This window comes from Algoriphagus sp. 4150, from assembly GCF_031457395.1.
GTDB lineage: Bacteria > Bacteroidota > Bacteroidia > Cytophagales > Cyclobacteriaceae > Algoriphagus.
Map to the genome: position 1 here is coordinate 1 of NZ_JAVDWS010000022.1, position 15,478 is coordinate 15,478.

11 protein-coding genes are annotated in these 15,478 nt (G+C 41.0%); all 11 read left to right on the top strand.

Annotated features, from left to right (window positions below; translation table 11 throughout):
• Positions 1 to 89 precede the first annotated feature (89 nt).
• The 11 genes from J2X69_RS20735 to J2X69_RS20785 all read left to right on the top strand — a co-directional run bounded on the left by J2X69_RS20735 (position 90) and on the right by J2X69_RS20785 (position 15,474).
• On the top strand, positions 90 to 941 hold the full coding sequence (locus J2X69_RS20735) for an HAEPLYID family protein (RefSeq protein WP_310107656.1): 852 nt from the start codon (positions 90 to 92) through the stop codon (positions 939 to 941).
• A 30-nt stretch (positions 942 to 971) separates the two neighbouring features.
• Positions 972 to 1,550: a Crp/Fnr family transcriptional regulator gene (locus J2X69_RS20740; protein WP_310107658.1), complete on the top strand. Its 579-nt coding sequence runs from the start codon at positions 972 to 974 to the stop codon at positions 1,548 to 1,550.
• A gap of 77 nt (positions 1,551 to 1,627) precedes the next feature.
• Positions 1,628 to 2,200 carry a hypothetical protein gene (locus J2X69_RS20745; RefSeq protein ID WP_310107660.1) on the top strand — a complete coding sequence of 191 codons (573 nt, stop codon included), beginning with the start codon at positions 1,628 to 1,630 and terminating at the stop codon, positions 2,198 to 2,200.
• Positions 2,201 to 2,507: 307 nt separating this feature from the next.
• Entirely contained in the window at positions 2,508 to 4,079 is a 1,572-nt protein-coding gene (locus J2X69_RS20750; RefSeq protein WP_310107663.1) for a S41 family peptidase, read from the top strand.
• 271 nt (positions 4,080 to 4,350) lie between these two features.
• The gene (locus tag J2X69_RS20755) at positions 4,351 to 5,409 is read left to right on the top strand and encodes a M14 family metallopeptidase (protein WP_310107664.1); all 1,059 of its coding nucleotides are present in this window, start codon (positions 4,351 to 4,353) and stop codon (positions 5,407 to 5,409) included.
• 403 nt (positions 5,410 to 5,812) lie between these two features.
• Positions 5,813 to 6,754, top strand: coding sequence for a DUF4892 domain-containing protein (locus J2X69_RS20760; protein WP_310107666.1), 942 nt, complete (start codon positions 5,813 to 5,815; stop codon positions 6,752 to 6,754).
• 305 nt (positions 6,755 to 7,059) lie between these two features.
• Positions 7,060 to 8,658 carry a Na+/H+ antiporter gene (locus J2X69_RS20765; protein ID WP_310107668.1) on the top strand — a complete coding sequence of 533 codons (1,599 nt, stop codon included), beginning with the start codon at positions 7,060 to 7,062 and terminating at the stop codon, positions 8,656 to 8,658.
• Positions 8,659 to 8,672: 14 nt separating this feature from the next.
• On the top strand, positions 8,673 to 9,686 hold the full coding sequence (locus J2X69_RS20770; RefSeq protein WP_310107670.1) for a bestrophin family ion channel: 1,014 nt from the start codon (positions 8,673 to 8,675) through the stop codon (positions 9,684 to 9,686).
• Between the two features lie 478 nt (positions 9,687 to 10,164).
• Positions 10,165 to 10,821, top strand: a complete 657-nt coding sequence (locus J2X69_RS20775) for a sigma-70 family RNA polymerase sigma factor (protein WP_310107672.1) — start codon at positions 10,165 to 10,167, stop codon at positions 10,819 to 10,821.
• Positions 10,822 to 10,861: 40 nt separating this feature from the next.
• On the top strand, positions 10,862 to 11,887 hold the full coding sequence (locus J2X69_RS20780; RefSeq protein ID WP_310107675.1) for a FecR domain-containing protein: 1,026 nt from the start codon (positions 10,862 to 10,864) through the stop codon (positions 11,885 to 11,887).
• A 149-nt stretch (positions 11,888 to 12,036) separates the two neighbouring features.
• Positions 12,037 to 15,474, top strand: a complete 3,438-nt coding sequence (locus J2X69_RS20785) for a TonB-dependent receptor (protein WP_310107677.1) — start codon at positions 12,037 to 12,039, stop codon at positions 15,472 to 15,474.
• The last annotated feature ends 4 nt before the right edge of the window (positions 15,475 to 15,478 follow it).

Sequence of the window (15,478 nt, forward strand, 5' to 3'; positions counted from 1 at the left end):
GCGAGCATGTAGATGAAAATTTAACTTCTTAGCGTTTTTTTACCATTACCTAAAAATATAAAAATGAATTAACAGACAATTATAAACAGATGAAAATAACGATTATAGGAATCATTACAATTTTAACTTTAACTAACCTATACGCTCAAACCGATAGCCTTAAAGCTGTACAAGACAGTCTTTACATTCATGAAGTGCAGGACAAAAGTGAACCGGCCAAAGTTCTTCATGCTGAGCCTTTATATATTGATCTTATCCGGGATCTGGGAGCAAGAAAAGGAGAGAAGGAATGGAATGTGGGATTGGGACTGACGGACAATAATAAATATGATGAATATACTGCGCTGGTAGAATATGAATGGGCTCCAATTAATAGGCTTGGACTTGAAGTAGAGTTGCCTTTCTCTTTTTACTATCCGACCAATGGGAATGGATCAGCACCGAGCAGTAAACTAAACAGCGTGAAATTGGCTGCTCAATACTCTTTTTATGTTTCCCAAAAGTACCAAACAAGTATGGCGATAGGATACATTCACGAGTTTGAAGTGACTGAGTTTAATAAGTATGGAGATGGAAAGCTTTTTACAGGAAATGTTTATAACCCCTTTTTTATAGCTGCAAAAAGATTGGGAATGAATTGGCATACCTTACTCTATACCGGCCCTGCATTTATTCAGCATTTCTCAGGTGAATCCATGAGCACAAGCTGGCAAATCAACAGTAATCTGCATTACATGATACCGGGCACACGGAATTTTTTGGGGTTGGAGTTTAATAAAACAATCAAAAACGGCGATTTTGATATGACAATAAGACCACAAATGAGGGTAGGAATTACAGATAATTTATTAATTGGTATAGTGACAGGGATTCCCATAAGCAGAGAGAATCAAAGATTTAGCTCTTTTTTGCGGTTAATTTATGAGCCTAAGCATAATTAATTCGTATATGTAAATTCAATTTTATGACTGATGGAAGATCATTTTAAAGCAATTTTTGGACGTATTACCACCTTTTCCGATGCTGAATGGAATGAAATCCGGAGTTGCTTTAGGGAGGTGAATATTCCTTCAAAGAAATTGGTCACTAAGATTGGTGACGTGGAAAAAAACGTCTACTTTATCATAAATGGGGTATTGCGGCTCTTTTGCCTAAATCCCAAAAATGAAGAAGTCACTATTTTCTTATTCAAAGAGAATCATTACGCCAGTTGTTTCCAGAGTTTTTTGACTCAAAGTGAAAGTGATCAGGCTCTGGAGTCTATTACGGATTGTACACTTTTGGCCATTGATAAGGCAAAACTGGAACAACTCTATGAATCCATTCCCCAGATGAACCTTGTGACGAGAGTTGTTGCAGAGCAGCGGTTTGTGAATGCGCAGCGGATTTTTACTTCGCAGATTATGTATACCCCTGAGGAGCGTTACCTTCATTTCGAAAAAGAGCATGGGGATTTGTTGTTGAGAGTTCCCCATCATATAATTTCTTCTTTTTTAGGCATTACGCCGGTTTCTATGAGCAGAATAAGGCGAAGAATTACTCAGAAGTAGATTTTCTTATCTTTTGTTAAGGGTGTCTGACGGACTTTTCGGGAGATTTGTGGGCTACAAGACCATTTGAAAATCCCATGAAATCGAGCAGACTATTTCTTTTACTCTTTTTATTGGCAACGTTGAATTTCCAGAAATTTGCAGTTGCCCAAGAAAAAACACAAGCAATCGGATTGGAAATAGAATCAGATCCGCTTGCATTTATTTTAAAAGGGTATTCGCTCCATGTAGGATATACTTTTTCAAGTTTTAGGGCAAGTGTTGGGGTTTTTGGTATAGAAACTCCCGATTTTTTTCTCAAGGATGACAAATTTTCAGTTTTTTCTTCCGGGTATGATATGAAATTCGATTATCTATTCAATAGAACAGGAGGATTATTCGTAGGAGCACAGTTTGTCTATGGAAGGGATAAAATTGAGCTTAAGGATTCGCAGGAACGAGAAAGATTTTGGGGCTATTCGACCGGATTAAGGACTGGATATAGATTTATGTTCGGTGGGGAGGACTCACGTTTCCGCGGATTTTATATTGTTCCTTGGGTTGCGCTGATGTATTCACCTGATACCAAACCCCGACAAATCGGATCTGAAACTTTTCCCCAGTCTAAATGGACTCCTTTTCCAACCATCCATTTGGGTTGGAGATTCTGAGAAATGTAAGGATTCAGTCCATCGAAATCTAAAAATTTATAACAATGGACCGAAGAGAGCATAGCTTGGGCACACAAACGTACTCTCTTTACAAAAAACCTTAGTTTGGCTCAAAATCCAAAAGAAAATTGATAGTTTAGTTTTTGAAAAGAGGGAGTACTAGTGTAAGCAGGATGGAGTTCAGCTGTTTGAAAGGGGATGACTCTCCTGCTTCAGTGATCTTGTATATGGACAAGTTCCCAATCCAAAAAAAAATCAACCATTCCATATTGCCGGATATCCACTCAGTTGATAAAAAAAGTTAACTATGAATTATAACGTATTGAAACTCCTGTGCACTATTTTGCCGGTATTATTTTTTTCAGAAATAGGTTGGGCTCAAAGCGACAGGGTAGTAGTTTCAGACAGTCTTTCTGTTTTCGACAGAGAACTTTCTCCGCAGGAAATGAAGGAGGATCTGCAAGTATTTATCGACATCCGGAAAGATATGAATTCAGGTCTATACCGCTATAGAACCAACTCACAGATAGACAGTATTTATAATTGGGCTTTTGAAGAAGTAGCCCAGCCTATGCCTACTACGGAGTTTTACAAAATCATACTACGCTTAACCGATTTTGAAGGAAGTGTTCACAATTATACCGAACCGGGGTCAGCACTTATGGATTACCTGAAACGGCAGAAAACTTTTTTTCCTTATCATTTAGCCTATATAGACGGGAAAATGATTTTTGACGGTCACCACGGGGCAATTCCTCCCGGAGCTAGAATTTTGAGTATTAACGGGATAATGGATTCAACGTTGATGCAGTCTTTTTACAAATATTTTCCGGCTGACGGACATACAGTCACCGCAAAGTTATCTGCCAGTGTAGAAAAGGTCTTTGGTTGGCGATATTTTATTGAATACGGTCTAGCAGAAGAATACGTGGTGGAGTTTTCGGAACCGGGGTCTGACACAATAAAGGAAGCGTTATTGCCCGCTGTTTCCCTAGATCAGCAGGAAGAGAACCGAAAAAACAGGTACAGCGCCCCTTTAGCTAATCTGCTTGACTTCAAACTGCAGCCGGCTTATAGTTTTGAAATGATCAATCCCTCATCGGGCCTCCTTAATCTTAGGTGGTTTGGGATGGCTACAGGGAAAGATGACCCGGCATTTGAAGTCTATGTAAGTTATATAGACAGTGTGTTTAATGTGCTGGACCAAAAGAAAATCCCCAATCTGATTATTGATGTGCGAAACAATCCGGGAGGAAGTGATCCTACTTTCGAACAACCGGTAATGTACCTGAGCGATGATAATTTCAAAGAAAACCTGGAGGCCCATATCATATTCGATCCAAAGACTATTCCTTACGATAATTACTTTTGGGGCGTTTCTACTTCAGAGCGTATAGATAGCCTTACCCTGGCAGCGGGAATGGAATTCCTTGAGGATTATTTTGATGACTTCCAAGGGGGCAAAAGCCATCAAAACGATAAATACAATCCGGTGTATCATCCCAAATCACCTGCATACAAGGGAAAAGTCTATCTGCTGATCAATGAAAATGTGGCCTCTGCAGCCTCACATTTTGCATCCCTAGTCAAAGCTTATGCAAGGAATGTTATCATTGTGGGGGTCGAAACCGTGGGTGGGTACTATGTTCACAACGGTCATATTGCCTTGGTCTATGAAATGCCAAACTCTGAAATAAAAACAAAATTCTCGATTGTCTATGTGGTTCAGGATGCGCCTGAAAGACCTGACCAACCTGATGGAAGAGGAATTATACCGGATTATGAAGTTTGGCCTCAGTTAGATGACTTTTTGAAGCAAAAAGATACACAAATGGAATTTGTGCTGAAGCATATTGACTGGGGCAATAGGCCCGATTGAATGCAATAGAGACTGTCTCAAAAGATGGGTACCATTTTATTTGAAGAGGTTTTCAGCGTTAGACTTCATGGCGCCGGATCTCATGAGTTTCATTTAAGTTATGGGACAGTCACAACTCCAGTTAGTTTGTATATGACCCTTCGGAGCCAATTCCCCGTTTGTGCTGACGTTAATAAAGAGTCTATATTTGCAACCCTATTGCGGCTGAAAAGTTCTCCTTTGCAAAAGCGGGGGCTAACCGTGTATTGAAATCAATGAAATCATATCGGGAATGAAAAGAGAAATTAGGTTAATTATCGGCTTGTGGATGATGTCAGGATTCGCTACGGCCCAGTCCTCTTTTTTATTTCAAAACAAGGACGTTAAAGCAGGTACCAAGGAATATTTCAGTATACCTATCATTGATGGACAGGATTCTACTGCCATTCCCGTTACGGTCTTCAACGGGATAGAAGATGGTGAGACGCTGGGGATCACTGCCGGAGTTCACGGCTATGAATATGCTCCCATTTTGGGTGCGCAGAAGTTAATCCACGCTATCAATCCTGAGGAACTAAAGGGAGTAATTATTTTAGTCCAATTGGCGGGGTTGGAAAGCTTTTTGGGACGATCTCCTTACATAAGTCCTGTCGATGGAAAGAACTTGAACAGATCATTTCCGGGCAAGATCAATGGAACTATTACTGAAAGGGTAGCCAATTTTATCTCGGAGCATATCATATCCAGGGCTGATTATTTCTTGGATATGCACTCGGGAGATGCACCGGAGGATTTGATGAAATACTCAGCATACTACAGTAACAGTGATATGCCTGAGGTTTCTGCCAAAGGGAAAGAGATGGCCCTATCATTGGGTTTTGACCATGTAGTGCAATTCAATACAGATGGAAAGAACTATGTGGAAGAGGATAAGTCGAGCTTGTATTGTACCGCAGAAGCCTTCAAACGGGGGATACCCTCCATTGATATTGAGTGTGGCCGAATGGGAATAGTAGAGCAGGACGCAGTGGAAAAGATCGCCGGCAGTGTATTGAGCTTGCTGGATTATTTGGGCTTTCTTCTTCTTGATAATGAGCGGGCGGTGTCCGATACTCCCATTCTTATTTCCCAACGGATTTATTCCTCTTCCAACTTTAACGGCATGTTCTACCCTGCCAAAAAAGCAGGGGATTACGTGATTAAAGGGATGAAATTAGGCCATGTGACCGATTATTTTGGTGCCATTCTTCAGACTGTTTATGCAGAAGAAGATGGGTTGTTGCTTATGATTATCGCAACTCCGCCCATCAATAAAGGGGAGGATATAGCAGTGATCGCCAAAGTGGATTAAGGGAAAAAGACACCGCCATACCGGTAAATACATTCAGGTTTATCCGTTACTTTTTACACTTAACATAAGACTGGGGTGGGTGCTATGTACCGGCAGTTATAGGATCTTTTTTTTGCGAGTTTAGGGTAATTGATTTTTTCTTAAACTTCCTTGAAGTTAGTCGTAGAAGACAAATTAAATGGGAAGAATTTCAACGGGGATTTTATCGAAAACTTTATCTTTGAGAAGATCGGAATTTAATTAGAGTATAAATATTCGTCATAAAATTTGGTAAATTTTAGTGCCGTCCACTTCTCTGCCAGCTTTTACATAGGGACTTCTGACCAGAGAAGCGAAGAAACTAAGGTGACTGGTATAAAGGCGGATAGTCGCGTATAAATAATTCATTTCAATTTAGTATAGCATGAAGAAAACATTCACAACTCTTTTCTTATTTGGTCTTATATATTCAATATCTCTTGCTCAGCAGGATAAGTCCGGCTCTAAAGATCACCCCTTGCTGTCCCGATACGAGGGATCTTATATCAATGCCTACATGGTGAAGCAATTTGAAGTCTTTGAATACCCTACGTCCGCTGAAATGGTGGATTACAGCAAGCTCAAGGAATCAAAAACTGTAGAAGGCGAAATCACATTTATAGAATATGTTGCGCCGGAAGGGGTTACTGCTACGCAGGTATATCGGACATATCAAACTCAGCTTACCAAAGCCGGATTTAAAACTATTTTTACCTGCATGGGTAAAGAATGCGGATCAATGCCGATGCATTTTTCCAGAAAATACCTTGAAGCTTCCAGTCAACTTGGCAATGCAATGGTGGGTGAAAGGGGATCTTATATCGTGGCATCGGGAACCTACGAAAATGAACCATATATCCTGAGCTTAATAATTGGGAGCGACAGTAGATCAAACAGCTGCAGATACGCCATGAGTATAGTGAAACTTGAAGAGCTGGACACAGAAAAAGTGGATGTATCCTCGGTCACAGATATGATCGAGACAGAAGGTCGTTACGCTTTCTATGGGATCAATTTTGATCTGAATAGTGCTTCTTTGAAAGAAGATTCCGGCGAGGCCCTGCAGGTGATTGCGGATTACTTGGCTGCCAACAGTCAGGCTAATGTGCTTATTGTTGGGCATACAGATAATACAGGTGATTTTAAGCTCAATTTGGATTTGTCACAGAAGCGCGCAGAGGCGGTGATTGCTGCTTTGGTGGATAACTATGGTGTCAATGCCAACCAAATGACTCCTGTAGGAGTAGGTATGGCATCGCCTGTGGCAACAAACTCTAATGAAGATGGGAGAGCAGCTAATCGACGTGTTGAATTAGTGCTTAAATAGGGCTTGCTGAAACTAGCTTGAAAATTCCGATTTTGGGATTTTCTGATGCATGAATAAAGACCTATTGTGGTCAATAAGCTTGCACCTGCTGAAAAACCGTTCGCATCAAAAATGGGTTAATCATTCAAAATGATAGCTTTTGATCTATTACCGGCATTTTTCAGCATGCCCTAAATAGTTTCTGTGCTGCTTCTACTCCTTGTATTGTAGCTTCTCTCAAAGAGAGGAGAATTTGACAAGCGCAATAGCCCGGGAAAGCCGGAAAGAATAATCACACGATTTGATATAGGACAAACAAATAAATTATGGTGCATGATTATCTGTTATTGACTGTTGGGCTTCTGCTGGCAGTATTGCTGCTGGTAATGGTGGGACAAAAACTAAAAATTAGTTATCCGATTTTCTTGGTGACTGCCGGTTTATTACTGAGTTTTATTCCTGGTATGCCGCATATTAGAATAGACCCAAACTTGGTGTTTCTGATATTTTTACCGCCTATTTTATACGAAGCTGCCTGGTACACTTCCTGGCATGACTTCTGGAGATGGAAACGCCCGATAAGTCTATTGGCTTTTGGACTGGTGTTTTTTACGTCTATAGTTGTAGCCTATTTTTCGGTGGCATTTATTCCCGGTTTTACGCTGGCGCTTGGTTTTCTCTTGGGTGGGATAATATCTCCACCGGATGCCGTTGCGGCAACTTCAGTTTTGAAAGGTGTCAAAATTCCAAAACGGTTATTGACCATACTTGAAGGTGAAAGTTTGGTAAATGATGCGTCCAGTTTGATTGTGGTGAAGTTTGCTTTGGCAGCCATCCTTACAGGACATTTTTCACTGCAGGAAGCAGTGGGCGATTTTTTTCTTTTGGCAGGAATGGGGATCGTGGTTGGGTTGCTTATAGCGGTTGTGGTGTATGCTATTCACAAATATCTGCCTACCACCCCTAGTATTGACACAGCGATGACATTGCTAACCCCGTACCTGATGTATGTTGGGGCTGAACATTTTCATTTTTCGGGAGTAATGGCTGTGGTTAGTGGTGGATTATTTCTTTCATATCGGTCTCATAGAATGCTCACGCATCAATCAAGGTTACAGGCAACAAGTGTATGGCATACATTGATTTTTCTGATAAATGGTACTGTGTTTATTTTGATTGGTTTAGAACTTCCTATCATTTTAGAAGACTTGGAAAATGTGTCCAAAACAGAAGTCATTCTACATGGACTTGCCATCTCACTGCTTATCATAGGACTCCGTTTTGTGTGGACATATATTAGTGCCCATCTTCCACGATTGCTTTTCAAATCCATCCGGGAGACTGAAAAGAGTCCGGGTTGGAAAGGACCGTTTATCATCAGTTTTGCGGCTATGCGTGGTGTGGTATCATTGGCAGCAGTTTTTTCCATTCCGCTATTGCTTACAAACGGTGAGTCATTTCCCCAGCGTAGTGTTATGTTACTGATAACGTTTGTAGTCATAATGATTACTTTAGTAGGACAAGGACTGCTTTTGCCTTTCGTAGTGAAATGGCTCAATATGAAAGAGATTGATGGCGTAGCTTCTGACGAAGAGCAACTTGCAGGAATTCAATTGCAATTGAACAAAACGACACTCAACTATCTCTCCAAAAAGAGCCAAGATCAGCTGGTAGAAAACAGACTCTTGACCAATTACAAGGCAAGTCTGGAAAATGAAATCTCCAATCTTGAGGAAAAAGTCTCTTCGCTTGAATATGATGAAATTGAAAATAATGATATCATTCTTTTTCATCAAGAATTGCATAACATATTTACAATTCAGCGAAATGAGTTGGCAAGACTAAGAAAAGAGAAGTTGTTTTCAGATGAAATATTACGCAAGCAGGGAGAGAAGATAGACCTGAGCGAAGCGCAAATAACATAAAGGCACTAAAAACCATGAATACAGGTGAGTATTACAAACTAAAGCATTTTATCCCTTGGACTCGAAGGAATATTTATCGGTTATTGGTTTTGGCTATTCTGCCCACAGTGTTGTTCGCCGTATTTGAAATCCGATGGATTGCCATTCCTTGGCCTATTATAGCTTTGGTAGGAGTGGGAGCTTCCTTTATTGCGGGGTTCAGGAACACACAAACATATAATCGTCTCTGGGAAGCAAGAACAATCTGGGGTGCCATTATCAATGACAGCCGTACTTGGGGAGTAATGGTCAGGGATTTTATTACTGAAAAAGAGACAGACAATGACAGTTCCTCCCTGTCAGAAATCCATCAGAGAATCATTTACAGACATATTGCATGGCTTACGGCTTTGCGCCATCAATTGCGGAAACCCCAAAGCTGGGAAAATCAGTCAAAACCCTATTTTAAGGAATACTTAAACTATTATAAAGTGCCTGAGTGGGAAATTGACATAGAAGATGATTTAAACCCGTTTCTGTCTCAGGGGGATTTGAAGTATGTATTGGCCAAGAAAAACCGTGCAACACAAATTCTCGCTTTGCAATCCGAAGATTTGAAAAAGCTGAGGAAGAAAGGCCTCATCGAAGGCTTTCCTTACGTTAATTTGGAAAATCAATTAAAAGACTTTTTCGCGCACCAAGGCAAGTGCGAACGGATAAAAAACTTTCCCTATCCACGTCAGTTTACCAGTATCAGTCTGTATTTTATATGGTTGCTGGTTATTCTTGTTCCGTTTGGATTGTTGGATTCATTGAGTAAACTGGGGGAATTTGGTGTTTGGCTCACCATACCTTTCAGTGTGATTATAGGTTGGGTCTTTACTTCCCTCGAGCAGGTCGGTGAAAGCACCGAAAATCCATTTGAGGGAGGAGCCAATGATATTCCTATGGCACAAATAAGCAGAGCCATTGAAATTGATCTAAGGGAAATGCTTGGGAAAACAGAGTTGCCAAATCCTATTGTTCCTACAAACCAGATATTGATGTAGCCCGGTAATCCGCAATTTTCAGAGTTTCGAAGGAGGGATGAATAACAAAAGATGGGTGAATGTTTTAGTTGATTCAGGCTCCGTTAAAATCCATAAGCATTCAGGGAAGACTTAGTAAGATCCGCTATAGAGGTATGGATTGTCCTTTTTTGGTTCCTATATCTGGGGAATTACCGAATTTGAACGTCTGGCATTGACTCTGAAAAGAAGTGCAATTGTCTTAAAAGCTGTTTTTTCTTAAAGAAGCAGTTTATTCAGCCTTAAAAAACAAGTGGGAAGCAGGGCGCTATGTCCCATAAAGGATTTTTTTTATGAAATAAAATTTCGTTGAACTGATTTAAGGTGTGTTTTTCGACTAATTGAAGTCTGTTTTACAGTTTTTTTTATAGATAATTGAAAATATTTTAAAATAATGAGGTTGTTTATGTGTTGAGTGTCCTCTTTATAGGTGAAGAGAGGAGACATCTTCCTGTTCAAAATGAAAGAAACCCAAAATACCCAAAGTAATCGCATAGATTCCCAAGAATCATCCGCTATGCTCTATATGCAGCATAGCCAGGTAATGATTGTGTATACTGAGAAATCGGACAGGGAAGTATGGGCTTCTTTCAGAGGCGGTGATGAAGCTGCATTCAATTACATCTATAGAAAGCATGTGGGAGATCTGTACAATTATGGAATGCAAGTCTGCCATAGTGATGAATTGGTCCGGGATTGCCTGCAAAAGATGTTTATCAATTTACGTAAAAGCCAAAGCCGTTTGGGCGATGTTCAACGGATTAAAGGGTATCTGTTCAAGGTGTTTCAGAGAGATCTTTTCAAACTGATAAAAAAGGAGAAGAAGTCCAAAGACAATACGGTTCCACTGGAAAGCGATCAGGACTATTTTTTTATAGAAAAGTCACACGAATCAAAGTTGATTGCGGAAGAATTTGATGCTGAAATGAAGGCAGAACTTACTAAGGCATTAAATAAACTAGCCCCCAAGCAGAGGCAGGCTATAATCATGCTTTACCAAGAGGAATTGTCCTATAAGGAGATAGCAGAAATCATGCAATTCAGTCAGGTTAAAACAGCTCGAACCTTGGTGTATCGCGGGCTGGAAAAGTTAAAGGAGATATTTGATGTCGGATGAAATGAATAAAAAACTCCTTTCTAGAACACTAGCTAATAAAATGAGATATAGAGATTTTGATATTGAAGATTTTTTGAGCGATGAGTTCTTCATCCAATGGGTAAAAAACCCGGGAGAAGAGACTAATCATTTTTGGATGAAATGGATTGAAAATAATCCTGATAGAAAGCACATTTTACAGAAGGCTAGAGAGATAATTATGCTGGTGGATTACCGGACTAGGTATGAACTGTCAGATCAGGCTTACATGGATCTATACGAAAATATCGTAGAAAAAAGCAACAAGGTGGGATCGGACAGGAGACATATTCAATGGGGCATTTGGCACAAAGTAGCTGCAATTCTGTTTCTGGCTTTCTCGACTGTGTATAGTATTAATTATTTCACTGGCTTAGACAGTAAAAAAGATCAAGCTCAGCAGGTAACCAAATGGCTCAGTGTATACAATCCTGCCGGTCAAAAATACAGGTTCAAGTTAGACGATGGCACTATCGTCCATCTTAATTCAGAGAGTAGCGTAGAATATCCGGAAACTTTTGATCCCTCCCGTAGAGTCATCCGAATGAAGGGGGAAGCATTTTTTAATGTCGCTAAGGATAAGGATAGACCATTTATTATTGAAACTGAAAATAACCAAGTCAAGGTGATTGGTACCTCCTTCAATTTGAAAAACCGAGGGAATTTTGAACTGGCATTGGAAGAAGGAAAGGTGGAAGTAGAAGGAGAAACCGGTGAGATCATCTCCTTGCTTCCCAATGAAATGCTGATCAAAAACAAAAACGGCGATGTCTCTATTACTGCCTATGACCCGATGGAAGTTTTTGGGTGGAAAGAACAACACCTGATTTTTAAGGATGACACTTTCCAGGAGGTGGTAGATAAAATAGAGGCTTGGTTTGGTGTCAAGGTGATCTCAAAAATAACCGTTGAATCCGGTTGGTCTTACTCGGGTAAATATCATGATAAACCTTTAAGCCAGGTTCTGGACGGGATAAGTATTTCCTCGGAATTTGAGTACAAAATAGAAAGCAAAACAGTAACAATCTTAAACCCTCAAACCAAATAACCATGAAAAAATTCTATCCGAATTCCAGCTGAGTGTAAAAATAAGGCAGAAAAGCTGGTGCTTTCCTGCCTATAGCCTTTGGTCCAACGGTCAATTTTATCAAAGGCTAAAATTCCAAGTAATACACACTTAAAATCTTACATAAAAGTATGGAAAAATCAATACTTAGGAAAATCATTATGCTTTCTAAATATTTTGTTTGTGCATTTATCTTTCAGCTGTTTTGTACTGTTGTATTGTTGGCAAATACGAGCAGTGCTCAATTAAAGACATTGGATGATGTCACTGTTACGGTAAAATGCAAGGGAAGTAGTCTCAGCAAATTAATAGACGAATTGGAGAAGCAAAGTGGCTTTCAATTCACTTATAATAAAGCGAAAGTTGCAATAGATGAACTTACAGTGGATATCTCGCAAACAAACGCTTCGCTCTCCGCAGTTCTTTTGGAGGTTTCAGGTCAAACAAGCCTGAAATTCGTCCAGCTGGATGATAACATTCACATCACGCGGGTTCCAAAAAAAGAGCAAATAGCAGAAGTAAAACCTCAGCAAATTGTAGAGATTACGGGTAAGGTGATTGATCCCTCAGGCCTTGCTTTGCCGGGAGTCACAGTACGAATCAAGGGGACGAACATAGGAACCACAACAAATCTGGATGGAGAATATTCTCTGGAGGTCAATGAAGGTGATGTGCTGCTGTTTAGTTTTATAGGGTTTGTCGAAAAAGAAATCACTGTAAGCAACCAGTCGGCCATCAATGTGACGTTGGAAGAAAATCTTCAATCGCTGGAGGAAGTAATTGTGGTCGGTTACGCTGAGCAAAAGAAGGAAACCATCGTAGGAGCTGTGGCACAGACTACGGGAGAAGTTTTAAAACGTACGGGTGGTGTATCCAACGTGGGACAGGCTTTGACAGGAAATCTGCCCGGAGTGATTACCACATCGAGCGTGGGTATACCCGGAGAGGAAATGCCCCAGATTGTGATCCGTGGACAGAACAGCTGGAACGGCAACGCACCGCTGATCTTGGTAGACGGTGTGGAGCGTCCCGAGTTCTTTACTAATATGGACATCGGCTCAGTAGAATCCATATCTGTATTGAAGGATGCTTCAGCCACTGCGGTATTTGGGTCTCGTGGAGCCAATGGGGTGATCATTGTGACGACCAAACGTGGTAGAAGCGGAAAGGCTGAAATTACCGCTAATTTCAGTTCTACCATGAAATCAGTTTCCAAACTACCGGGCAAGATGGATTCCTATGATGCCATAGGGGTACGGAATCTTGCGATTGAACGTGAACTGTCCTTAAGTCCAAATAGTTGGGGGGAGATTATCCCTCAGGAAATGAGATTAAAGTACCGCTATCCGGCCAGTTTAGAAGAAATGGAGAGGTACCCGAATGTAAACTGGCAGGATGTAGTGTTTAAAGATCATGCCATGGCTTATAATGCCAATGTAGCCATAAGGGGAGGTACTGATTTTGTCAAATATTTTTCAAGTATCGATTACCAACATGAAGGCGATCTTTTTCGGCAATTTGAAGCAGGAAGAGGCTACAAAGCCGGATTTAATTTTAATCGGATCAACTTTAGGAGTAACCTTGATTTTCAATTAACACCTTCTACCAAGTTGGGGGTAAATCTTGGGGGGACCTATGGCGTGCGACAAGCTCCATGGTCCTATGCTTTTCCGGAAGCGTACTGGAATTCTGCCTATAGAAGCCCTCCGGATGCTTTTTTACCCAGATACTCGGATGGAGCCTATGGGACTTATGTCCCAGATGATTATGCGGTTACAAATTCCTTGTTAAATCTGGCTATAAGTGGGACCAATCACATTACTACGACCATGTTGTCCACCAATTTTCTTCTGGAGCAGGATCTGGGGGTGATTTTGAAAGGCCTGAATTTCAAGGGGACTCTCGCAGTTGATAATTCTTTTCAGGAAACCAATAGGGGAATAAATGATCTTTATAATGATCCCTTTACCAAATGGATCAACCCCCTTACCGGCGAAGCGGTATATAGAAGATTACTGGATTCAAACACAAGATTTGATTTTGTAGAAGCGATCACATGGGGGCATCAAGGAGGGGATGTGAACAACGATGAGTCAAAAAGGAGGCTTTTCTACCAGTTTCAATTGAACTATGCGAGAAGTATAGAGGGGATACATAATTACTCCCTCATGGGGCTTCTAAACAGGCAAGAGGATGCCAAAGGGAGTGTAATTCCAAGCTACCGTGAAGACTGGGTCTTTAGAGCTACCTATGATTACAAAAGCAAATACATGATCGAGTATAACGGCGCCTACAATGGTTCCGAAAAGTTCTCTTCCGAAAACCGCTTTGCGTTTTTCTCTTCCGGAGGATTGGGCTGGAATATTTCCGAGGAGAATTTCATGAAAAACATATCTTTTGTGGACATGTTGAAGCTTAGGGCTTCTTACGGTGAAGTGGGGGACGATAATATTGGAGGAAGATTCCTCTTTATGGATGAGTGGCGCTTTGATGGCAATTCCCAAATAGGGGTGATCGGTGAAGGGGGAGAAAACAGTCCCTATACTTGGTTCCGACAAAATGCAGTGGGTAATCCCAATGTCCGGTGGGAAACAATATACAAGTATAATGTGGGGACTGAATTCAGATTTCTACGTGGTTTAATTAACGGTAGTGTGGATTGGTTTAGGGACAATAGGGTGGATATCCTAATGAACAGTGGCCGTTCGGTTCCCTCTTATTATGGAGCCAATGCTCCGGCCGCCAACCTTGGAAGGGTAGAGACAAAGGGGTATGAATTGGTGGTAGGCCTCAATCACACATTAAGCAACGGGATTAGACTTTGGGGTGATTTTGCTATGACCCATGCCATTGATCAGGTCATTAATAGAGATGATCCGGCACTACGGCCCGGCTACCAAAAGAATGAAGGGTATCAGCTAGGACAATACCGAAGCCATATCAGTGCAGGATATTATAATACTTGGGATGAGCTATATGCCAGTCCCCAGCATAATACCAACGATATGGCCAAACTTCCCGGGAATTACTATATCGTAGATTTTAATGGGGATGGTATTGTAGACGATTTTGATGCTGCTCCTTATGGATTTTCAGCAGTCCCTCAAAACACCTACAATACCAATTTGGGAATAGAATGGAAAGGGTTGAGCCTATTTCTACAGTTCTATGGGGTCAACAACGTAACTAGGGATGTGGCATTGGGCAGCTTGAACAACGGGCTTAATCTGGTGTATGATGAAGGAACCTATTGGTCCAAAGACAGTCCCAATGCGGATTCCCCCTTGCCAAGATGGCGTTCCCAGCCCTCAGGCTTTAACTATGGCCCCAGATACCTTTTTGACGGGTCTTATCTGAGACTGAAGAACGCAGAAATCGCCTATAATTTCCAGTCCGATTGGGTAAGAAGTTTGGGTCTGAGCAGTATGCGGATGTACATCAACGGCAACAATCTCCTGCTGTGGACTGACATGCCGGATGACCGGGAATCTAATTTTGGAGGTCCATCCTGGCAAGGAGCCTATCCTACGGTAAGACGGATCAATATGGGTCTAAATGTTATATTCTAATCAA